At 72.7% G+C, this 20540-nt stretch carries 22 protein-coding genes and 2 pseudogenes; 8 read left to right on the top strand and 16 right to left on the bottom strand.

Features of this window, described 5'->3' with window-relative positions; translation table 11 throughout:
• Nucleotides 1-59: 59 nt before the first annotated feature.
• Nucleotides 60-476, bottom strand: a complete 417-nt coding sequence (locus VIM19_13190) for a hypothetical protein (protein ID HEY5185829.1) — start codon at nucleotides 474-476, stop codon at nucleotides 60-62.
• A gap of 158 nt (nucleotides 477-634) precedes the next feature.
• On the opposite strand from VIM19_13190, the gene VIM19_13185 reads away from it, so the two are divergent.
• The gene (locus tag VIM19_13185) at nucleotides 635-856 is read left to right on the top strand and encodes a helix-turn-helix transcriptional regulator (protein HEY5185828.1); all 222 of its coding nucleotides are present in this window, start codon (nucleotides 635-637) and stop codon (nucleotides 854-856) included.
• A gap of 36 nt (nucleotides 857-892) precedes the next feature.
• On the opposite strand, the gene VIM19_13180 is transcribed toward VIM19_13185, so the two are convergent.
• From VIM19_13180 to VIM19_13165, 4 genes and pseudogenes are all read right to left on the bottom strand, one after another.
• On the bottom strand, nucleotides 893-2572 hold the full coding sequence (locus tag VIM19_13180; protein HEY5185827.1) for a ribonuclease J: 1680 nt from the start codon (nucleotides 2570-2572) through the stop codon (nucleotides 893-895).
• The gene (dapA, locus tag VIM19_13175) at nucleotides 2569-3474 is read right to left on the bottom strand and encodes a 4-hydroxy-tetrahydrodipicolinate synthase (GenBank protein ID HEY5185826.1); all 906 of its coding nucleotides are present in this window, start codon (nucleotides 3472-3474) and stop codon (nucleotides 2569-2571) included. Before dapA ends, VIM19_13180 begins: the two co-directional genes overlap by 4 nt.
• 45 nt (nucleotides 3475-3519) lie before the next feature.
• Nucleotides 3520-4053, bottom strand: a pseudogene (thyX, locus tag VIM19_13170) (FAD-dependent thymidylate synthase).
• A gap of 972 nt (nucleotides 4054-5025) precedes the next feature.
• Nucleotides 5026-5208: pseudogene (locus VIM19_13165) on the bottom strand (thymidylate synthase (FAD)).
• Nucleotides 5209-5344: 136 nt separating this feature from the next.
• Here VIM19_13165 and VIM19_13160 point away from each other — a divergent pair.
• The 5 genes from VIM19_13160 to VIM19_13140 are packed head-to-tail and all read left to right on the top strand — an operon-like array spanning nucleotide 5345 to nucleotide 8076.
• Nucleotides 5345-5884 carry a GNAT family N-acetyltransferase gene (locus VIM19_13160; GenBank protein HEY5185825.1) on the top strand — a complete coding sequence of 180 codons (540 nt, stop codon included), beginning with the start codon at nucleotides 5345-5347 and terminating at the stop codon, nucleotides 5882-5884.
• Nucleotides 5881-6537 (top strand): DUF2461 domain-containing protein, encoded by a 657-nt coding sequence (locus tag VIM19_13155; protein ID HEY5185824.1) that lies wholly within the window; start codon nucleotides 5881-5883, stop codon nucleotides 6535-6537. Before VIM19_13160 ends, VIM19_13155 begins: the two co-directional genes overlap by 4 nt.
• Nucleotides 6534-7244 (top strand): AzlC family ABC transporter permease, encoded by a 711-nt coding sequence (locus tag VIM19_13150; GenBank protein HEY5185823.1) that lies wholly within the window; start codon nucleotides 6534-6536, stop codon nucleotides 7242-7244. The genes VIM19_13155 and VIM19_13150 overlap by 4 nt, the downstream gene beginning before the upstream one ends.
• Complete coding sequence (locus VIM19_13145; GenBank protein HEY5185822.1) at nucleotides 7241-7543, top strand: AzlD domain-containing protein; 303 nt, start codon at nucleotides 7241-7243, stop codon at nucleotides 7541-7543. Before VIM19_13150 ends, VIM19_13145 begins: the two co-directional genes overlap by 4 nt.
• Nucleotides 7540-8076 (top strand): PH domain-containing protein, encoded by a 537-nt coding sequence (locus VIM19_13140; GenBank protein ID HEY5185821.1) that lies wholly within the window; start codon nucleotides 7540-7542, stop codon nucleotides 8074-8076. The genes VIM19_13145 and VIM19_13140 overlap by 4 nt, the downstream gene beginning before the upstream one ends.
• A 34-nt stretch (nucleotides 8077-8110) precedes the next feature.
• Here VIM19_13140 and VIM19_13135 read toward each other — a convergent pair whose 3' ends face one another.
• The 5 genes from VIM19_13135 to rpsO all read right to left on the bottom strand — a co-directional run bounded on the left by VIM19_13135 (nucleotide 8111) and on the right by rpsO (nucleotide 13462).
• Nucleotides 8111-8572, bottom strand: a complete 462-nt coding sequence (locus tag VIM19_13135) for a hypothetical protein (protein HEY5185820.1) — start codon at nucleotides 8570-8572, stop codon at nucleotides 8111-8113.
• Nucleotides 8573-8599: 27 nt separating this feature from the next.
• Complete coding sequence (gene dapB, locus VIM19_13130) at nucleotides 8600-9349, bottom strand: 4-hydroxy-tetrahydrodipicolinate reductase (GenBank protein ID HEY5185819.1); 750 nt, start codon at nucleotides 9347-9349, stop codon at nucleotides 8600-8602.
• The gene (locus VIM19_13125) at nucleotides 9349-10686 is read right to left on the bottom strand and encodes a pitrilysin family protein (protein ID HEY5185818.1); all 1338 of its coding nucleotides are present in this window, start codon (nucleotides 10684-10686) and stop codon (nucleotides 9349-9351) included. Before VIM19_13125 ends, dapB begins: the two co-directional genes overlap by 1 nt.
• Nucleotides 10683-12917 carry a polyribonucleotide nucleotidyltransferase gene (locus tag VIM19_13120; GenBank protein HEY5185817.1) on the bottom strand — a complete coding sequence of 745 codons (2235 nt, stop codon included), beginning with the start codon at nucleotides 12915-12917 and terminating at the stop codon, nucleotides 10683-10685. Before VIM19_13120 ends, VIM19_13125 begins: the two co-directional genes overlap by 4 nt.
• 275 nt (nucleotides 12918-13192) lie before the next feature.
• Entirely contained in the window at nucleotides 13193-13462 is a 270-nt protein-coding gene (gene rpsO / locus VIM19_13115) for a 30S ribosomal protein S15 (GenBank protein HEY5185816.1), read from the bottom strand.
• Nucleotides 13463-13610: 148 nt separating this feature from the next.
• On the opposite strand from rpsO, the gene VIM19_13110 reads away from it, so the two are divergent.
• Nucleotides 13611-15713, top strand: a complete 2103-nt coding sequence (locus tag VIM19_13110; GenBank protein ID HEY5185815.1) for a hypothetical protein — start codon at nucleotides 13611-13613, stop codon at nucleotides 15711-15713.
• Between the two features lie 148 nt (nucleotides 15714-15861).
• A complete protein-coding gene (locus VIM19_13105; protein ID HEY5185814.1) occupies nucleotides 15862-16956 on the top strand; it encodes a DUF222 domain-containing protein in 1095 nt (364 codons plus the stop codon).
• 8 nt (nucleotides 16957-16964) lie between these two features.
• On the opposite strand, the gene VIM19_13100 is transcribed toward VIM19_13105, so the two are convergent.
• From VIM19_13100 to VIM19_13075, 6 genes are all read right to left on the bottom strand, one after another.
• Nucleotides 16965-17924, bottom strand: coding sequence for a bifunctional riboflavin kinase/FAD synthetase (locus VIM19_13100; GenBank protein ID HEY5185813.1), 960 nt, complete (start codon nucleotides 17922-17924; stop codon nucleotides 16965-16967).
• 30 nt (nucleotides 17925-17954) lie between these two features.
• Entirely contained in the window at nucleotides 17955-18194 is a 240-nt protein-coding gene (locus tag VIM19_13095; protein ID HEY5185812.1) for a hypothetical protein, read from the bottom strand.
• 69 nt (nucleotides 18195-18263) lie between these two features.
• A complete protein-coding gene (gene truB / locus VIM19_13090) occupies nucleotides 18264-19136 on the bottom strand; it encodes a tRNA pseudouridine(55) synthase TruB (GenBank protein ID HEY5185811.1) in 873 nt (290 codons plus the stop codon).
• Nucleotides 19133-19612, bottom strand: coding sequence for a 30S ribosome-binding factor RbfA (rbfA, locus tag VIM19_13085; GenBank protein HEY5185810.1), 480 nt, complete (start codon nucleotides 19610-19612; stop codon nucleotides 19133-19135). The genes truB and rbfA overlap by 4 nt, the downstream gene beginning before the upstream one ends.
• Nucleotides 19609-19905, bottom strand: a complete 297-nt coding sequence (locus VIM19_13080; protein HEY5185809.1) for a DUF503 domain-containing protein — start codon at nucleotides 19903-19905, stop codon at nucleotides 19609-19611. The genes rbfA and VIM19_13080 overlap by 4 nt, the downstream gene beginning before the upstream one ends.
• A 39-nt stretch (nucleotides 19906-19944) precedes the next feature.
• Nucleotides 19945-20540, bottom strand: a 596-nt coding sequence (locus VIM19_13075) for a translation initiation factor IF-2 (GenBank protein ID HEY5185808.1), incomplete at its 5' end; no start/stop codon positions are given.

Below are 20540 nucleotides of genomic sequence, written 5' to 3'. Positions count from 1 at the left end.
TGACAGTGATCCGGCTGGCCAGCCTCATCGCCTACCAGGGGCAGGCCGAGTGCGCAGCGTCACTCATCGCCTCCGCCGACCGGGACTTCGAGCACGAGGTGAGCCTGGCCTGGAACCGTCACTGGGTCGACCAGACCAGGGGCGCTCTCGCGCTCACCTTGGGCCGGCCCGATGAGGCGATCCCACCCCTTCAGCGCGTCCACGACGCGCCGTTCGTGGGCCGCGATCGCCGGGACGCCGTGACAGCTGCGGGCGTCGACCTCGTCGAGGCTCTCGTCGCGGTCGGGGACCAGGCCGCCGCGGGTGCGGCGGCCGACCGTGTCGCCGAGCGACTCGACGGCATCGTCGACCCGCACGGGCTCGCCCTGGTGGAGCGCTGCCGGGCGCTCACCCGCCCGGACCGGGCCGACGACCACTTCCAGGCTGCGCTGGCCTGGCACGCGGCGGCGGGACGACCCGTTCGAACGGGCTCGCACCCAGCTGCTCCTCGGGGAGCACCTGCGCCGGACCCGGCGTGCGCGGGCCTCCCGGGAGCCGTTGCAGGACGCCCGCGCCGCGTTCGACCGGGTGGGCGCCCGCCCCTGGGCGGAGCGGGCCGGCCGCGAGCTGGCTGCCGGCGGCGAGCCGGGGCTTGGTGCGGACAGCGGCAGGCCCGGCCGAGCTGACCCCGCAGGAGCTGCGGGTCGCCCTGGCGGTGAGCGACGGACTGTCGAACGCCGAGACCGCCAGCGCGCTCTTCCTCAGCGTCAAGACCGTCGAGTTCCACCTGGGCCGGGTGTACCGCAAGCTCGGGGTCCGTTCCCGGGGCGGGCTGGCCAAGGCCCTCGACCCGCAGCTTCACGACTTGTCAGGGTGAGGACGGGGTATACGCCGTCCTCACCCTGACAAGTCGTCAGACCTCGATGACCACGGGGATGATCATAGGACGGCGGCGGTGGGTGTCCGCGACCCACTTCCCGATCACCCGGCGGATCGCCTTCTGGAGCTCGAAGACGTCCGTGCCGCCCTCGCGCAGGTGGTCCTCGACCGTGGTCCGCACCTTCGGCAGCACCTCGTCGAAGACCGAGTCGTCCTCGCCGAAGCCGCGTGCGTGCAGGTCCGGGCCGCCCACCACCTTGCCCTCGGTGAGGTCGACCACCACGACGATCGAGATGAAGCCCTCCGAGCCGAGGATCCGCCGGTCCTTCAGCGAGGTCTCGGTGACGTCGCCCACCGAGGTGCCGTCGACGTACACGAACCCGCACGGCACCGCGCCGGTGATCGAGGCCCGGCCGTCGACCAGGTCGATGACCACGCCGTTGTCGGCCAGCAGGACCTGCTCGCGTGGCACCCCCGTGCGCACGGCCAGCTCCCCGTTGGCTCGCAGGTGCCGCCACTCGCCGTGCACCGGCAGCACGTGCTTGGGCCGGACCAGGTTGTAGCAGTAGAGCAGCTCGCCGGCGGCCGAGTGCCCGCTCACATGGACCAGCGCGTTGCCCTTGTGCACGACGTGCGCACCGAGGCGGGACAGCCCGTTGATCACCCGGAACACGGCGTTCTCGTTGCCGGGGATCAGCGACGACGCCAGCACCACCGTGTCGCCGGCGTTGATCTTGATGGCGTGGTCGTTGTTGGCCATCCGGGACAGCGCCGCCATCGGCTCGCCCTGGGAGCCGGTGGAGACCAGCACCACCTCGTCGTCGGGTAGCGCGTTGAGCTCGTCGACCGAGACCACGGTCTCCGGCGGGTAGGTCAGGTAGCCCAGGTCATGGGCGATGTCCATGTTGCGGACCATCGACCGGCCGACGAAGCCGATCTTGCGCTGGTGCAGCGCCGCGGTGTCCAGCACCTGCTGGATTCGGTGCACGTGCGAGGCGAAACTGGCCACGATGATCCGGCGCTCGGCATTGGTGAACACGGCGTCCAGGACCGGCTGGATGTCGCGCTCGGTGCGCACGAAGCCGGGCACCTCGGCGTTGGTGGAGTCGACGAGGAACAGGTCGACGCCCTCCTCCGCGAGCCGGGCGAAGGCGCGCAGGTCGGTGATCCGGCCGTCCAGCGGCAGCTGGTCCATCTTGAAGTCGCCGGTGTGCAGCACCAGCCCCGCGGGGGTGCGGATCGCGACGGCCAGGCCGTCCGGGATCGAGTGGTTGACCGCGACGAACTCCAGCCCGAACGGGCCGATCTGCTCGGACTGCCCCTCCTTCACCTCGTGGGTGTAGGGCTTGATCCGGTGCTCGCGGAGCTTGGCCTCGATGAACGCCAGGGTCAGCCGGGAGCCGATGAGGGGGATCTCCGGCTTCTCCCGCAGCAGGTACGGGACGGCGCCGATGTGGTCCTCGTGGCCGTGGGTGAGGACGACGGCCTCGACGTCGTCCAGCCGGTCCCGGATGAAGTCGAAGTCCGGCAGCACGAGGTCGATGCCGGGCTGGTGCTCCTCGGGGAACAGCACCCCGCAGTCGACGATGAGCAGCCGGCCGGCGTACTCGAAGACGGTCATGTTGCGGCCGACCTCGCCGAGGCCGCCCAGCGCGACGACCCGGAGGCCGCCGTCCGGAAGCGCCGGTGGCAGGCCCAGCTCGGGGTGCGTCACAGGTCGAAGCCTCCTGCCCGAAGGTCGACGCGCAGCTGGGCGCGCTCCTCGTCGGTGGCCGGCAGCAGCGGCAGCCGCGGCGGCCCTCCTCCGGCCCGGCCGAGCAGGTCCAGCCCGGCTTTGACCATGATCACTCCTTGGGTTCGGGTCATGATGCCGACGGTGACGGGGACCAGCGCCGCGTTGGTCGCGCGGGCCCGTTCGACGTCGCCGGCGAAGTGCGCAGCGACCATCGCGGCCAGCCGGTCGGCCACCAGGTGGCCGGTGACACTGACGACGCCGACCGCCCCCACGGCGAGCAGCGGCAGGTTGAGCGTGTCGTCGCCGGAGTAGTACACGAGGTCGCTGGCCGCCATGACCTGCTGCGCGGCGAACAGGTCGCCCTTGGCGTCCTTGTTGGCCACGATCCGCGGGTGCTCGGCCAGCCGGAGCAGCGTGTCGGTGGCGATCGGGACGCCGGAGCGCCCCGGGATGTCGTAGAGCATCACCGGCAGGCCGGTGGCGTCGGCCACCGTCGTGAAGTGCGCGAGCAGCCCCGACTGCGGCGGCTTGTTGTAGTACGGCGTCACCACGAGCAGGGCGTGCGCGCCGACCTTCTCGGCGTCGCGCGCCAGCTCGACCGTGTGCCGAGTGTCGTTCGTGCCGACCCCGGCGACGACGGTGGCGCGGTCGCCGACCGCCTCGAGGACGACGCGCAGCAGGGCGTTCTTCTCGGCGTCCGTGGTGGTCGGGGACTCCCCGGTAGTGCCGTTGACCACCAGACCGTCGTTGCCGAGGTCGACCAGGTCGGTGGCCAGCTGGGCGGCGGTCGCCAGGTCCAGCTCGCCGTCCGGGCGGAACGGCGTGACCATGGCGGTGAGCACCCGCCCGAACGGGGCCGTCAGGCTCGCGGTCTCAGGCATGACCTCGAGGTTACCGCCGCACGCGTTCGCCGGCCGACGACGCACTCACGGGCTGACCCGGCCGTTGGCCTGGAAGGCCGCGTGGGTCAGCGGCATCAGCCCGGCCCACTCGTCCTCCATCTTCTCGGCCACCATCTCGATCTCGCGCTGCGGGAAGGACGGGAAGTGGGAGTCCGGCCGCTTGGTGCGCAGGCTGAGGAAGTTCATCAGCGAGCGGGCGTTCATGGTCACGTACATCGAGGAGTAGGTCGCCACCGGCAGCACGCCGCGGGCGACCTCGCGGGCCACGCCGGAGTCGAGCATCTCCAGGTAGGACCGGTAGGCCTCGGTGCAGGAGCGCTTGGTCGCCTCGACGACGACGTCGTGCTGCTCCGGCGTCCCGTCCACAAAGTCGTAGGCGCCCGGCTTGCCCTGCTGGATCAGCTTGCGCTCGGGCGCCGGCACGTAGAACACCGGCCGCAGCTGGCGGTAGCGGCCGCTCTCCTCGTTGTAGGAGGCGATCCGGTGCCGCATGAACTCGCGGAAGACGAAGATCGGTGCCTGCACGTAGAACGTCATCGAGTTGTGCTCGAACGGCGTGTTCCCGCACCACACCGGCTTGCCGTTGCGGCGCACGTAGAGGGTGCCATTCGGCACGGTGACGCAGTAGACCACCCCCCGGTACTGCTCGACGGTCACTTGGCGGGACCGAGCCTCGGGGGTCCAGCCCACCCGCGGCCTCAGGTTGCGCTCCTGGTGGAACGTCACCTCGTACCCGGGCTCGTCGCCAGGGTGCCCGTCACCGGACCGGCTCCGGTGCGGGTCCACGGTGGCCGCACGGCCGATCTTGACCGCGAGCTCCTGCAGCTGGCCCGCGAGCAGCTCGCTGGTGGTGCAGTAGGACTCCTTGCCCGCCGCGGACAGCGTGCCGTCGGAGTGCATCAAGCCGTCCAGCAGCTCGGTCAGGGCCTCGCCGGGCTGGTCGAGCACCTCGCCGGGGATGACCTTCGAGCCGTCCTCCGCGTAGCACTTCTTGGCCAACAGCCGGAAGTCCTCGTCAGCGAGGAGGGAGAAACGGTCGCCGTCCTCGGTGAGCCCGAAGCCGGCACGGGCAGCCTGCTCTCGAAGGAAGCTGATCTCGCCTGCCTTGCGCAGCTGGAAGGTTGGGGTCCCGCCGTTGCTGAAGCCGTCCCGGATGAAGAAGCCCAGCAGCGCGAGCACGCCCTCGCGGTAGCCGGCGCGCCACTCCTCGCCGTCGTACCGGCCGCCGCCCATGAGCATCCGGTGGCTGGCCTCGAGCAGCTCGTAGGCCGGCAGCAGCTCCCAGGTCTCCCGGTGCGGCTGGCCTTGACGTCGGGCCAGCATTCGATGGTCGGGGGTGACCAGCAGGTCGACGCGGTTCATCGAGATGCGGACCATGGGGCCGTCGATCGTCTTGGCCACCAGCCGCTCGGCCCACTGCCACTGGATCTGACCGTCCTGGCTCAGGGTGAGGAAGGCCTCCTCTCCGGTGACCTCCGGCCAGCGCTTCCACCCGTCGCCGGTGAGGACCTCGGTCTCGGCGTCATAGCAGCCGTGGCGGTCCCTCATCAGGTAGTTGATCAAGCCCTTGGAGCGCTCGGCGTCGGCGCCGACGTCCTCGAGGGACTGCTCGCCCTTGGTGGACACCCGCGCGGCAAACAGGACGTCCGAGTCGGACGCGGCCGCCTTGACCAGCTCGACCGTGACGTTGCTGCGGAACTGGATGGCGTCCAGGGTCTCGTCAGGTTCGTCTGGCACCGCGGCATCCCCTCTGTTCGGCGTCCGCTCGACCGGCGAGCCGGCGGACCGGCGCCAGCCTAGCGACCCGCCCCGACCCCCGAGTCAGGGAGAATGGCCGACTGTGGCGGACGTGAGCGTACGAGCGGCGCGGGGCAGTGACGCCGTCGCGCTGGCGCGGGTGCAGGCCAGCGCCTGGCGACTGGACTACCGGGGCACCCTGCCGGACGACGACCTCGCGGCCTTGCCCGAGTCCGAGTTCGCGCAGCGCTGGCAGCAGGCGACCGACGACCCGCCGTCCGCGCGGTACCACGTGCTGGCGGCGTGCGCCGGCCCCGACGTCGTAGGCCTGGCCACGCTCACCCCGGCCGACGACCCGGACCGGGACCCGGCCATCGACGCCGAGGTCGCCGCCCTCGTCGTCGACCCCGAGCGCCGCCACCAGGGCCACGGCTCCCGGCTGCTGGCGGCCGCCGCCGACCATCTGCGCGGGGACGGCTTCACCGCCGCGGTCGCCTGGGTGGACGCCGACGCCGACGCCGTGCGGAGCTTCCTGGAGTCGGCCGGCTGGGCCCCCGACGGCGCCCACCGGTCCCTCGACCTGCGCGGCGACGGCACGGTCGTCGTCAAGCAGCTGCGGCTGCACACCGACCTGCGCGAGGACACGCCATGACCTTCGACGGCTTCCCCGACGACGCGTTCGCCTTTTACGAGGGGCTGGAGGCGGACAACTCCAAGGCCTACTGGACGGCGCACAAGGACACCTACGACGCCGCCGTCCGGGCCCCGATGGTGGCCCTGCTGGCCGAGCTGGAGCCGGAGTTCGGCCCCGGTCACGTCTACCGCCCGTTCCGCGACCTGCGGTTCAGCCGCGACAAGACGCCGTACAAGGACCACCAGGGCGGGTTCGTGGAGCTGGCCGACGCCATCGGCTACTACGTGCAGGTCAGCGCGGCCGGGATTCTGGTGGCCGGCGGCTGGTACGCCGCGCAGGGCCGGCAGGTCGCGCGCTACCGCGACGCGGTCGACGGGCCGGACGGCGCCGAGCTGGAGCGCCTCGTAAGACGGCTGTCGAGGCACGGGCTGCAGCTCGGGGGTGACCAGCTCAAGACCAGGCCCCGTGGCACCGACCCCGACCACCCCCGGCTGGAGCTGCTGCGCCATCGCTCGGTCACCGCGTGGCGGGCCTTCGAACCGGAGCCCTGGGTCCACACCCCGGAGGTGGTCGACGCGGTCCGCGACGCCTGGCGTGCGTCCACCCCGCTCCTTCAGTGGCTGGCCGGGCACGTCGGCCCGGGCGAGGAGCCCGGGGGGCGGCGCCGATGACGACGGCGTCCTGGCCGGTCCAGCGCCGCAAGGTGCTGCGCGACGCGACCGGCATCGGGCTGGCGGTGGGCGCTTACGGGCTCTCCTACGGCGCGCTGGCCACGGCCTCGGGGCTGAGCGTCCTGCAGACCTGTGCGCTGTCGGTGCTGACCTTCACGGGCGGGTCACAGTTCGCCCTGGTCGGCGTCCTCGGCTCCGGTGGCTCGGCGGCCTCGGGCGTGGCGACCGCGCTCTTGCTCGGCTCTCGCAACACCCTGTACGGCCTGCGGCTGGCCCCCACCCTGCAGGTGAGCGGGGCACGGCGGGCGGTCGCCGCGCACCTGACGATCGACGAGTCGACCGCGATGGCCGTGGGCCAGGACGACGACCAGTCGGCCCGGCTGGCCTTCTGGGCCACCGGGCTGGCCGTCTTCGTGTTCTGGAACGTCGCGACGCTGCTCGGCGCGGTTGGGGCCACTGCGCTCGGCGACCCCAAGGCGCTGGGCCTGGACGCCGCCGTGGGCGCGGCCTTCCTGGCCCTGCTGTGGCCCCGGCTGCGCGACCGGGGGGCCTGGGTCGTGGCCCTGCTCGGGGCGAGCGTGGCACTCGCGCTGACCCCGCTGGTCTCCCCCGGCCTGCCGATCCTGGCCGCCGGGGTGGTCGCCGTCGCCGTCGGGCTGCGGATCCCGGCCGTGGCGCAGCCCGCGCAGGGGAGCGGGGCCACGTGATCTGGGCTGCGGTGCTCGTGACGTCGGCCGGCTGCTACCTGGCCAAGCTGGCCGGGCTGTCGGTGCCCGAGCGGTACCTCGACTCCCCCCGGGTCCGGGCCGTGGCCGCGCTCATCCCGGTCGCGCTGCTCGCCGCGCTGGCCGCGGTGCAGACCTTCGCGAGCGGGCAGTCACTGGTGCTCGACGCCAGGGCGGCCGGACTGGCCTTCGCGTTCGTGGCGCTGCTGCTGCGCGCGCCGTTCCTCGTCGTGGTCGTCGGCGCCGCTGCCGTCGCCGCGCTCCTTCGAGCGGTCGGGTGAGCCCGGTGCAGGGGTGGAAGTTCTGGCCGGACCGGCCCAAGGGCCCGGTGGACGAGGCCTACGTGCAGCTCCGGTTCGTGCGGCCTTACGGGCCGGGACCGCTGCGCTGGCTCATCGCGATCGCGGGCGCCGCGGTCACGTCGTTCACCGCGTTCGCGGCGCTGCTGCTGGTCTACACGTCATCGAACGTGGTCGACCTGCTCGTCTCGGGCGTGCTCGGGCTGGCCGTCGTGATCGTGGTCGGCACGCTCACGGCCCGGTTCGGCATGGCCGGGGTGTGGGTCAACGACGCCGGCGTCCGGGCAGTGACCGTGCTGCGGACGCGGACCTGGGCCTGGCGGCAGGTGGCCGACGTCCGGCTGGCGGCATCCGGCACGACCGGCCGGCGCGCCCTGCTGCTGGTCCTTAGCGACGGGTCGGACGTGACCCTGCCGCTGGTCGAGCACGGGCTGGACTTCCTGTGCCGCGCGGAGGCCTTCGACATCGCCACGACCGCGGTTGAGCGTTGGTGGCGCGGCTCCACCCGCGGCTAGCTCAGACCAGCCCGAGCGCGGTCGCTCGCCGTCGCTAGCTGGACCCGTTCGCTCGACCGTGCGCATCGTGCAGCCGGACGGCGTGGCGCATCGCGGCGCGGCCGCGGCGGGTGTCCCCGGCGTCCCCGTAGGCGATCCCGAGCCGGAACCAGGCCCCCCAGTCGTCGGGGGAGGCCTCGACCTCGGCCTGCCGCTGGGCGAACCTGGCGTCCGCGGCGGCCCGGTCTGGGCGGCCGGAAGGGCGCCGCGGCAAGTCGTCGACCGGCAGCCCGCCCTCGGCCTCGAGCTCGCGGGCCAACCGCTGGGTGGCGAGCCCGAACTGCAGCTCGCGGAGCACCAGGTAGCCGCCGAGGAACGGCAGGATCAGCACGCCGACGCCGAGGCCCACGAGCACCAGACGCCCCGAGGACAGCAGCCACCAGGCCCGCTCGCCCAGCAGCACGAAGTACACCGCGAGCGCCGCCACCAGCGCGACGACTACCCGGCGAGCGGTCACAGGTCGAGCAGCACGGGTCGAGGTCCGTCAGTCGAGGCCGAGCAGGGGCTCGAGGCCCACGGTCAGGCCCGGCCGGCCGGGTACCTGGCGCACGGCCAGCAGGACGCCGGGCATGAAGGACGCGCGGTCCAGCGAGTCGTGCCGGATGGTCAGGGTCTCCCCCGGCCCGCCGAACAGGACCTCCTGGTGGGCCACCAGCCCGCGCAGCCGCACCGCGTGCACGGCCACGCCGTCCACGTCGGCGCCGCGCGCACCCGGGAGCCCGCTGGACGTCGCGTCCGGCATCGGGCCGAGGCCGGCTGCGGCCCGCGTCGCAGCGATCTGGGCGGCGGTCAGCCGGGCGGTCCCGGACGGCGCGTCCGCCTTGCCCGGGTGGTGCAGCTCGATGACCTCGGCGGACTCGTAGAAGCGGGCCGCCTGCCGGGCGAACCGCATCATGAGCACCGCGCCGAGGGCGAAGTTCGGGGCGACCACGACGCCCACGGACGGCTGGTCGGACAGCCACGACCGCACCTGGGCCAGCTGCGTGTCGTCGAACCCGGTGGTGCCCACCACGGCGTGCACGCCGGCCTCGACGCAGCGGGCCAGGTTGTCCATGACGGCGTCCGGGTGGGTGAAGTCCACGGCCACCTGGGCACCGGAGGAGTCCAGGGCCGCAAGGTCGTCCCCGGCGTCCAGGGCGGCGGCCAGCTCGAGGTCGGCGGCCTGCTCGACCGCGCGGACCACCTCGGCGCCCATCCGGCCGAGCGCCCCGAGCACCGCCACCCGCGTGGTCATCAGGTGGCCGCCGCGAACGCCCGATGGTCGTCGAAGGGGCCCACGACCGCGAGGGTGGGGGCGGACCCGAGCACCTGGTCGGCGACCCGAAGCACGTCGTCGGCGGTGACCGCGTCGATCCGCCGCAGCAGCTCCTCGACGCTGAGCAGCTCGCCGTAGAGCAGCTCGGACTTGCCGATCCGGGTCATCCGCGAGCTGGTGTCCTCCAGCCCGAGCACGAGCGACCCGCGCAGCTGGCCCTTGCCGCGGGCCAGCTCCTCGGTGGTGATGCCACCCTGGACCACCTTGGCCAGCTCGGTGCGGCACAGGTCGAGGACCTGGTCGACCCGCTCCGGCAGGCAGCCGGCGTAGATGCCGAACAGCCCGGCGTCGGCGTACTGGGCGTTGTACGAGTAAACGGAGTAGACCAGGCCGCGCTTCTCCCGGACCTCCTGGAACAGCCGGCTGGACATCCCACCGCCGAGGGCGCTGTTGAGCACGCCCAGGGCGAACCGCCGGTCGTCGACCCGCGAGATCCCCGGCATGCCCAGCACCAGGTTGGCCTGCTCGGTGGGCCGGGTGACCAGGTGGACGTCGGGACGGCGGTGCCGCGGGTGCCCGCCCACGCGCGGCGGGGCCGGCTCGGTGGCGGGGTCGCCCAGGCCGCCGGCCCGCTCGAAGGCCTGCCGGACCATGCGGACGACGGTGGTGTGGTCGAGGTTGCCCGCCGCGGAAACGACCATCCGGTCCGGCCGGTAGTTGCGCCGGAAGTAGCCGTTGATGGTGCCGCGGGACAGCCCCTCGATCGAGTCGACGGTGCCGAGGATGGGCCGACCCAGCGGGCTCGGGCCGAACACCGCCTGCGCGAACTCGTCGTGCACCGAGTCGGTCGGGTCGTCGTCGTGCATGGCGATCTCTTCGAGGATCACGCCCCGCTCGTTGTCGACGTCGTTCGGCAGCAGCAGCGCCGAGGTGACGACGTCGAGCACGACGTCGACCGCGGCGGGCAGGTCGGAGTCGAGCACCCGCGCGTAGTAGCAGGTGTACTCCTTGGTGGTGAACGCGTTCAGCTCACCGCCGAGGGCGTCCACCGTCGAGGAGATCTCCAGCGCGCTGCGGCGCTCCGTGCCCTTGAACAGCACGTGCTCGAGGTAGTGCGAACACCCGGCCTGGCGGGGGGACTCGTCGCGCGAGCCCACCCCGACCCAGACCCCGAAGGTGACCGACCGAACGGTCGGCACCGACTCGGTGACGATCCGCAGCCCCCCGGGGAGCACGGTGCGGCGCACCAGCCCCCCGTGGGAGTCCTTGAGCAGCGTGCGGGTGGAAGCCCGGTGCGCCGCAGCGTGCGCGGTCAACTGGTGGCGTCGGCGTTCGCCGGAGCGGCGTCGCTGCCCGCGTCGCCCTCCCCGTCCGGGAGGACGGGGATGAGGGACAGCTTGCCGCGGGAGTCGACCTCGGCGATCTCCACCTGGACCTTGTCGCCGACCTTGACGACGTCCTCGACGTTCTCGACCCGCTTGCCACCGGCGATCTTGCGCAGCTGCGAGATGTGCAGCAGGCCGTCCCGACCGGGGGTGAGCGCGACGAAGGCGCCGAACGTGGTGGTCTTGACCACGGTGCCGAGGTAGCGCTCGCCGACCTCCGGCATCGTCGGGTTGGCGATCGCGTTGATCATGGCTCGGGCCGCCTCGGCCTTGGGGCCGTCGGTGGCGCCGATGTAGATCGTCCCGTCGTCCTCGATGCTGATCTCGGCACCGGTGTCGTCCTGGATCTGGTTGATCATCTTGCCCTTGGGCCCGATGACCGCGCCGATCTGGTCGACCGGGATCTTGATACTGATGATCCTCGGCGCGTACGGGGACATCTCGTCCGGGACGTCGATGGCCTCGGCCATGACCTCGAGGATCGTCAGCCGGGCGCCCTTGGCCTGGGTGAGCGCCGAGGCCAGCACCGAGGCCGGGATGCCGTCGAGCTTGGTGTCCAGCTGCAGCGCGGTGACGAAGTCCTTGGTGCCGGCGACCTTGAAGTCCATGTCGCCGAAGGCGTCCTCGGCCCCGAGGATGTCGGTGAGCGTGACGTACTCGGTCTGGCCGTCCACCTCGTCGGAGATCAGGCCCATCGCGATGCCCGCCACCGGCGCCTTCAGCGGCACGCCGGCGTTCATCAGCGACATCGTGGACGCGCACACCGAACCCATGGACGTCGAGCCGTTGGAGCCCAGCGCCTCGGACACCTGCCGGATCGCGTAGGGGAAGTCCTCGCGCTTGGGCAGCACCGGCAGCAGCGCCCGCTCGGCCAGCGCGCCGTGGCCGATCTCGCGACGCTTCGGCGAGCCCACCCGGCCGGTCTCACCGGTCGAGTAGGGCGGGAAGTTGTAGTTGTGCATGTACCGCTTGCGGGTCTCCGGGGAGAGCGTGTCGAGCATCTGCTCCATGCGCAGCATGTTCAGCGTGGTGACGCCCAGGATCTGGGTCTCGCCGCGCTCGAACAGCGCCGAGCCGTGCACCCGCGGCACGACCTCGACCTCGGCCGACAGCGGCCGGATGTCGGTGAGGCCACGGCCGTCGATGCGGACCTTGTCCCGCAGCACCCGCTGCCGGACCTTCTTCTTGGTCAGCGCACGGAACGCGCCGCTGATCTCCTTCTCGCGACCCTCGAACCGCGGCGCCACGAGCTCGTTCGCGAGGTCCTTGAGCCGGTCCAGCTCGCTCTCGCGCTCCTGCTTGGCCGCGATGGTCAGGGCCTGGGCGAGCGGCTCGCCCACCTCGGCCTCGACCGCTGCCAGGACGTCGTCCCCGTAGTCGAGGTAGCGGGGGAACTCGCCGGTCGGCTTGGCCGCCTGCGCCGCGACCGCGGACTGCGCGTCGCACAGCACCCGGATGAACGCCTTGGAGGCCTCCAGGCCCTGCGCGACGATCTCCTCGGTGGGCGCCGTGGCGCCCTGCGCGACGAGGTCCATCGTGGACGTCGTGGCCTCGGCCTCGACCATCATGATCGCGACGTCGTCGCCGACGATCCGGCCCGCCACAACCATGTCGAAGACCGCGCTCTCGAGCTGCTCGTGCGTCGGGAACGCCACCCACTGGCCCTCGATCAGGGCGACCCGGGTGGCGCCGATCGGGCCGCTGAACGGCACGCCGGCGATCTGGGTGGACATCGACGCCGCGTTGATCGCGACGACGTCGTACAGGTCGCCCGGGTCAAGGGCCATGACCGTGATGACGACCTGCACCTCGTTGCGCAGCCCCTTGGCGAACGACGGGCGCAGCGGCCGGTCGGTCAGCCGGCAGGTGAGGATCGCGTCCTCGGACGGGCGGCCTTCACGACGGAAGAACGAGCCGGGGATGCGACCCGCTGCGTACATCCGCTCCTCGACGTCGATCGTGAGGGGGAAGAAGTCGAGTTGCTCCTTGGGCCGCTTGGACACGGTGGTCGCCGACAGCAGCATGGTCTGGTCGTCCAGGTACGCGACGGCCGAACCCGCAGCCTGGCGAGCCAGCCGGCCGGTCTCGAAGCGGATGGTGCGGGTGCCGAAGCGCCCGTTGTCGATGACCGCCTCGGCGGAGTGGATCTCGGGACCCTCCACGGGGTGCCCTCCTCTTTGAATCCGAGGAGACCCGCGCACCGAGTGGTCCGGTCGACAGCTGCCGGTCTTCGATCGAGACGCCCGGGTGGTGGCGGGCCCCGGCGGGGCGCCGCGCTCCCGGGGGCCACTACCGAGGACCGACGTCCGGTCCGGCTCCGACGAGCGGGGCCCCTCTGGGTTGCAGCCCGCCCCCGGCGGGGGCGGGGTCGAACGGGATGAGCCGTGCCCGCCGACCGAGGGGAGCGGAACCCAGTGGGTCCCGCTCCCCTCGTCGTCTAGCGGCGCAGACCGAGCCTCTCGATGAGGGCGCGGTAGCGCTCGATGTCCTTGGCCTGGAGGTACTTGAGCAGCCGGCGGCGCTGCCCGACCAGCAGCAGCAGCCCACGCCGGCTGTGGTGGTCGTGTTTGTGCATCTTCAGGTGCTCGGTGAGGTCCGAGATCCGCCGGGTGAGCATCGCGACCTGGACCTCGGGGGAGCCGGTGTCGCCGTCAACCGTCGCGTACTCGGACATGATCTGCTTCTTGGTGGCACTGTCGAGTGGCACTCGTACTCCTTCGGGGTCGCTGCGCGGCGCACCGGGGCGGGTTCACCCGGGCACTCTCGTTCCGCGGCCGTTCGAACGGCTCGACAAGGCTATCAGCGGGCGCCGTTCGGCCCTAATCAAGGGACCTCCGACCTGCCACGATGATCGGATGACCGACATCCGTTCTGGTCGCACCGCCTCGGTGCTGGCGTGCGTGCGCTGCGGTGCTCGGTTGACCGAAACGCCGCGGGGCGGCCTGGTCACCTGCCGGTCCTGCGGACTCAGCATGCCGGTGGCGGCGCTCTCCGAGCTGGACAGTCTCACGTCCTGGGCGGACTGGGCGCACGCCAGGGCCGGCTGGCTGCACGACCGGCTGGTCGCCGGTGACCTGCCGCCGGAGGGCTGGTCCGCGTCCGGCGCGGCCATGCCTGCGTTGACACCGGGGCTGGTCGAGATGCCTCCGGCCCCAGCGGCCGGCGCTCCGGTCCCAGCGGCGAGGCCGCGGCCGAGCACCGGGACCCTGCTGCTGGTCGGTGGCGGGGGCCTGCTCGTGCTGGCCGGGATCGCCTTCGTCGGGTTCGCGTGGGCGCTGCTCGGGCCACTGGGTCAGCTGACCACGCTCTACCTGCTGGGCGCGCTCGCGCTGCTGGCCGGCCTCGGCCTGCACACCCGGCTGCCGGGGACGGGGACGACGCTGGGCGTCGTTGGGGCGCTGCTGGTCGCCGTGAGCGCGATCGCGACCCGGGTGCTGGGCGCGGACTCCCTGGGGGCCGCCGCAGCCTTGGCGGCCAGTGTCGCGGCGGCCGTGGTGCTGGCGGTGGTCGGTGTCTGGATGCGCGCTCGGATGCGGGGGGCTGGCGAGGTGGCGGCTCTCGTCGGGGCCGTCCTGACGATCGGGCTGCTCGCTCTCGCACCGGTGGACGACGCCGTGTCGCTCGGCGACGAGTGGGCCTGGTGGCCCGCGCTGGTGCTGCTGGTCAGCGGCGTGGCGCTGCTGCTGCTGACCCATCGGTGGGCCGTGCTCAGCTGGCCGGTGCTGGCTGCGCTCTCGCTGTTTGTCGGCTCGGTCGTGCTCGGAGCCTTCACGGCCACCGCGGTGTCGGTGGACGACGCGGTCCGGCCATCCCTGTGCTCCGTCGTCCTGCTGGCGCTGGCGGCGTTCTCGGCGCTGCTGGTCCGGATGCTGCCCGGGCACCGGCGCGAGCCGGCGCTGGCAGCCGCCGGGTCGGTGGTCGTGGCCGCGGGCGTGGCCTTCGTCGCCGGAGCTGTCAACGCCAGCAGCCGGCCCTGGTCCGCCCTGGTGCTCGTCGCCGTGTCCGGCTTCGTCTGGTGGGCTCGCGTTCACCTGCCCGTGGGCGTGCGATGGACGCTGAGCATGGTCGCCGCGGCGGCTCTCGGGACGGCGGTTGGCTTCGCGGTGGCACCGTGGAGCACCGACTGGGCGGCCTGGCGTGGGCTGCTGGCGGGGGTGGCGCTGTCCGCCGTCCTCGTCGTCCTCGCCGAGCTCGACCGCCCGGGCGAGGAGCCCGACAGCCGGCCCGAGAGCTGGCGGGGCGTCCCTGCCCTGGTAGGCGCTGCGGCCGGACTGGTCGGCTGGCTGATCGCCACCAGCCCCGGTGAAGGCAGCAGTACGTCGAACGAGGTGCGCTGGGCGATTGTCGTGGCTGTGTCGCTGCTGGCCGTGACCGGCTGGGTGGAGGCCCTGCGGCGGCGGCTGCCCGCCTGGAGCGTGTGGCTGTCGGGTGGGCTGCTCATCGGGGCCCTGGTGCCGCTTAGCCAGCTCGCCGACCTCAGCGCCACCTGGTCGCCGGAGGCCCACGGCCTGGCCCTGGGCGCGGTGGCGGCCGCCGCAGGGGTGCTGTTCTGGTGGCTGCGCCGGCCTGAGCATACGTCGTCGCTCGTGGTGGTCGGGCCCGCGCTGGCCCTCGCTCTCGCGCCCACGACGATCGCGATCGTCCAGAACGCGACGAACCGGTGGGTCTCCGGCGACCCGGTGGGCACCGCATACCAGGTGCGCGTGGCGGCGCTGCTCGTCGTCGGGGCGGGGCTCGTCGCGGTCGGGGCGTGGCGCCGGCTGGCCGGGCTGATCGTGCCCGCGGCGATGGCCCTGCTCGTGGTGGCCGGCGTGCAGCTGATCGACCTCGGGCGCTTCCTTCCGCAGTGGATCTCGTTCGCCGTTGCCGGCGCGCTGCTCGTGCTCGCCGGGGCGCGGTGGGAAAGGGTCCGCACGCTCGGCCAGGAAAGCAGCGACTGGGTACGCCAGCTGCACTGAGCCCGGGGACGACGCGGTGTGCTTGTCGGTGGGGTGAGGTAGTCTTTCGTACAGGTGTTCGACCGGCTGCTGAGCAACCACGAGTGTGGAAGCGGGCCTGCGGGTGGCCCGGGCTGTAGGGAGGATGCGCAGCCGGGGTCCGTGACCGTTGCGGTCGTCCCTGCGTCTGGACAGAGCCCCCGCCCATGGCTGTCCCTGCTGGTCCCGCGCGCACCGCGTCCGCGCCCTGGCCGGCGACACCGGGACGTTCACCGCCGCCGGGCCGCACCGGCGGGGCGGCTGGCTGGTCGGGCTGCTCGCCCTGCGCGACGCCACCGACGCCGCCCTGACCACCGCGCTGGCCGCTTTCGACACGGCCGGCGACGCGGCGACCCTGCACGCACTGTCCACCGCGTCCTGGCTTCGCGGCGTCGCCCGGCTCGCCCCCGGCGACGCCACCGAACGCGTGAGCATCGCCCTCACGGGCGACCTGCTCGCCGAACCAGCCGCCGCACTCGCCGCCGGCACCCTGGTCTACGACCAGCTCCGCGCCATCCACCACGCCGTACGCACCCTGCCCGAGCCGGCCCAACCCCAGGCGGTGGCCCTGCTCGCCGACCTCGCCCAGCGGACCGACACCCAGGCCGTGCGGGTCGCCGCACGCCATCTACGCCATGTCGTCGACCCCGACGGCGCGCTGACCGCCGCCCAGACCGACTACACCCGCCGCCGGCTCACCCAGTCCCCGCTGCTCGACGGCATGACCGCCGTCGACGGCCTGTTGGACGCCGAAGCCGCGACCTGGCTGACCACCGCCCTGGCCGCCCACCTGACCCCCACCGGACCCCACGACACCCGCACAGCCGCCCAACGCCGCGCCGACGGCCTCGTCGACCTCATCCGCACCGCCCTGACCGCCAGCACCTCAGACACCCCCGCACTCCCCCACCTGCACGTCCTCATCCCCGTCACCGCCTTGCCCGGTGGACCCGACACCGAACCCGCCACCCTGGCCACGCTGCCGGACTGCCCCACCGGCCCACACCCATTGACCCGGCAAGCCCTCCATCGCCTCACCTGCAACGCCACCCTCGCCCGCGTCCTCCTCGGAGCCGACAGCGAGATCCTCGACCTCGGCCGCACCCGCCGCCTCTACAGCCCCGCCCAACACCGCGCCCTCGCTCTGCCCGACGGCGGCTGCCGCTTCCTCTGGTTCACCCACCCCGACGGCCACACCACCCCCAGCGACCCCCGCGGACCCTGAGCCAACGTTCAGGCCTGGGTGATCACCCGGGTGCGCGCCACGTCGTCGGCCATCTGCTCGAGCAGCTCGGGCACCGAGTCGAAACGGCTCATCCCGCGCAGCCGCACACCGAACTCCACGGCGACGCGCTCGCCGTAGAGGTCAAGGTCGTCGCGGTCCAGGACGTAGGCCTCAACCCTGCGGTCGACGGCGTCAAAGGTCGGGTTGGACCCCACTGAGACGGCGGCTGCCAGTCGTTCCAGAGTGCCGTCGGCGGCGTGCCGGACCAGCCAGCCCGCATAGACGCCGTCGGCCGGGATGGCCGCGTGTGGTGTGGTGAGCAGGTTCGCGGTCGGGTAGCCGAGCCGCCGACCGCGGTGGTCGCCGTGGACCACCTCCCCCTCGACCCGGTGTGGACGCTCCAGCGCCACCGCAGCCTCCTCGACGTCCCCCTCGTCCACGCACTGACGGACATAGGTCGACGACCAGGTGACCCCGTCACCGCCCACCAGGTCGACCAGCTCCACCTCGAAGCCGTTGGCCTGGCCGAGCTCACGCAGGGTCTCCACGGTCCCGGTGGCCCGGTGGCCGAAGCGGAAGTTGGCCCCCACGACCACGGCTGCCGCGTGCAGCCGCTGGACGAGCACGGCGTGGACGAATTCCTCGGGGGTCAGCCGGGAGAACTCGGTGGTGAACGGCAGGACACAGACCGCGTCGGCCCCGGCCCCGGTGAGCAGCTGGGCGCGAAACGACACCGTGCTGAGCGTGGCCGGGTGCGATCCCGGGCGGACGACCTCGGACGGGTGCGGGTCGAACGTCACCGCCACCATCGGCAGGCCCAGCCGGGTGGCCAGCGCGGCGGCCCGGCCCAGGATCACCCGGTGCCCACGATGCACGCCGTCGAACACCCCGATCGTGACGACGGCCCGGCCGAGCTCCGGCGGGACGTCATCGGCACCGAACCACAGCTGCGGGGACGTCGGGGTCACGGCGCCCCATCCTGCCCGATCACCGAGCGATCAGTGCAGCAGGGTGAGGGCCTGCTCGAGACTGAGCAGGATCCCGGCGGCCAGTCCGGCCAGCACCAGTACCACCCCGACACGCGCGAGCACCCCGCGCGCCCCCCGAGCCCGGCCGGCCCCGGAGGCGAAGGCACCGATCCGCTCGATCGTCCCCTCGACGCCGTACTGCATCGGTCGGCCGTCACCAGGGAACGGCCAGGCCGGCTCCGGCAGCTCGTCCTCGTCGTCCTCGATCACGCGACGATGGTCGCAGCCGCTGAGGGGTCCTGCCCACCTCCGTCACCGGATCGTGAGGGTCCCCCGCGTTCAGGCGAAGACGACGAGGGGTCGTAGCGCACCCTCGCGGGGCTCCATGAGTGCGAGCACCTCGCCCGCGGGCCCGAACACGCCGGTCGGGCCGGCCTCCTCGCCCAGCGGCAGCCGTCCACCGTGGGCCACCACCCGCGCGGTCTCGGCGTCCACCGCACGGACCGGGAACGCCGTGGCCACCGCGGTCGCCAGCGGCACGACCTCGAACACCGACTCCAGCTGCTCCAGCGTCCGGGCGGCGTCCAGGGTGAACGGGCCGACCCGGGTGCGCCGCAGCGCGGTGAGGTGCCCGCCCACGCCCAGCGCCGCGCCGAGGTCGCGGGCCAGCGCGCGGACGTAGGTGCCGCTGGAGCACTCCGCCTGCACGTCGAGGTCCAACAGCCCCGGCTCGGTCCGCCGGGTGGCCAGGACGTCGAACACGGACACGGTCACGGGCCGCGCGGCCAGCTCGACCTGGTCCCCCGAGCGGACCCGCGCGTAGGAGCGCTTGCCGTCCACCTTGATCGCCGACACCGATGAGGGCACCTGCGCGGTCAGGCCGGTGAGGTCGGCGACCGCCGCGGCCAGCGCCTCCCGCGTCACCCCGTCAGCGGACGCCGACGAGACGACCTCGCCCTCAGCGTCGTCGGTGACGGTGGCCTGACCGAGCCGCACGGTGGCGGTGTAGGCCTTCGTGGTCAGCGCCAGGTGCCCCAGCAGCCGGGTGGCCCGCTCCACGCCGAGCACCAGGACCCCGGTAGCCATCGGGTCGAGTGTCCCGGCGTGGCCGACCCGGCGGGTACCGGCCAGCCGCCGGACCCGGGCGACCACGTCGTGGGAGGTCCAGCCGGCCGGCTTGTCCACGATGACCAGCCCGGACTCCGCGCTCACGGCTGGCGCTCGGTCTCCTCGAGCTCCTGGACGTCGGCCTCGGACTCCTCCTCGAACTCCCGCGGCTCGCGGTACGGGTCCGCCTCACCGGCGTACTGGGCACCGGCCGCGGTCGCGTGCACGGCCGCGTCGGACTCGGCGGCCACCCGCAGCAGGTCCTCGATGTGCCGGGCGTTCTCCGGGATGGCGTCCGCGATGAAGGCCAGGGTGGGCGTGAACCGGACCCCGGTCTGCCGCCCTACCTCGGTGCGCAGGACGCCCTTGGCGCTCTCGAGTGCGGCCGCGGTGTCGGCCCGCTCCACGTCGCCGCCGTACACGGTGTAGAAGACCGTGGCGTCCTGCAGGTCTCCGGTCACCCGGGCGTCGGTGATCGTGATGAACCCCAGCCGCGGGTCCTTGATCCGCGACTCCAGCATCTCGGCCACGATCACCCGGATGCGGTCGGCCAGCTTGCGGGCCCGCGCGTCGTTGCTCACTCGTCCTCCTCGTTCCGCAGCCGCCGACGAGCGGACAGCAGTTCCAGCTCCGGGCGCGCGGCGACCAGCCGCTCGCATGCGTCCAGCACCTCCTGGCAGTGGGCGGCGTCCGCGGCCACCACGGCCACCCCCACGACCGCACGCCGGTGCAGGTCCAGGTGACCCACCTCGGCTGCGGTGACGCCGAAGCGGCGGCGGAGCTCGGCCACGACCGGCCGCACCACGCCCCGCTTCTCCTTCAGCGAGTGGACGTCGCCGAGGAGCAGGTCCAGGCTCAGCGTGCCGACGAACACTGGACCCTGCCCTCTCGCGACGTCCGTGACGATGCCGGGCTACGCCCGGGGCTTCTCCCGCATCTCGAAGGTCTCGATCACGTCGTCGGTCTTGATGTCGTTGAACGACCCGAGACCGATACCGCACTCGAAGCCCTCGCGGACCTCCGTCGCGTCGTCCTTGAACCGCTTGAGCGACTCGATGGTGAGGTTGTCCGCCACGACGACGCCGTCACGGATGAGGCGCGCCTTGCTGTTGCGGCGGATGAGGCCCGAGCGCACGAGACAGCCGGCGATGTTGCCGAACTTGCTCGAGCGGTAGACCTCGCGGATCTCGGCGGTACCGAGCGAGACCTCCTCGTACTCGGGCTTGAGCATGCCCTTGAGTGCAGCCTCGACGTCCTCGAGTGCGCGGTAGATGACCGAGTAGAAGCGCATGTCGACGCCCTCGCGGTCAGCGAGCTCCTGGACGCGCTCTGCGGGACGCACGTTGAAGCCGATGATGATGGCGTTGTCGACCGTGGCCAGGTTGACGTCGTTCTGCGTGACGGCACCCACACCACGGTGGATGACGCGCAGGTCGACGCTGTCGCCCACATCGATCGCGAGCAGCGCGTCCTCGAGCGCCTCGACGGCACCGGACACATCGCCCTTGA

This window comes from Actinomycetes bacterium, assembly GCA_036510875.1.
Lineage (GTDB): Bacteria > Actinomycetota > Actinomycetes > Prado026 > Prado026 > DATCDE01.
The sequence above is the reverse complement of the archived record's forward strand: the minus strand, read 5'-3'. Positions and strand labels throughout refer to the sequence as shown.

Coding starts and splice junctions, on each gene's coding strand:
- dapA (HEY5185826.1), bottom strand. CDS start 3,474: ATGCCTGAGACCGCGAGCCTGACGGCCCCGTTCGGGCGGGTGCTCACC.
- VIM19_13155 (HEY5185824.1), top strand. CDS start 5,881: ATGACCTTCGACGGCTTCCCCGACGACGCGTTCGCCTTTTACGAGGGG.
- VIM19_13150 (HEY5185823.1), top strand. CDS start 6,534: ATGACGACGGCGTCCTGGCCGGTCCAGCGCCGCAAGGTGCTGCGCGAC.
- dapB (HEY5185819.1), bottom strand. CDS start 9,349: ATGACCACGCGGGTGGCGGTGCTCGGGGCGCTCGGCCGGATGGGCGCC.
- VIM19_13110 (HEY5185815.1), top strand. CDS start 13,611: ATGACCGACATCCGTTCTGGTCGCACCGCCTCGGTGCTGGCGTGCGTG.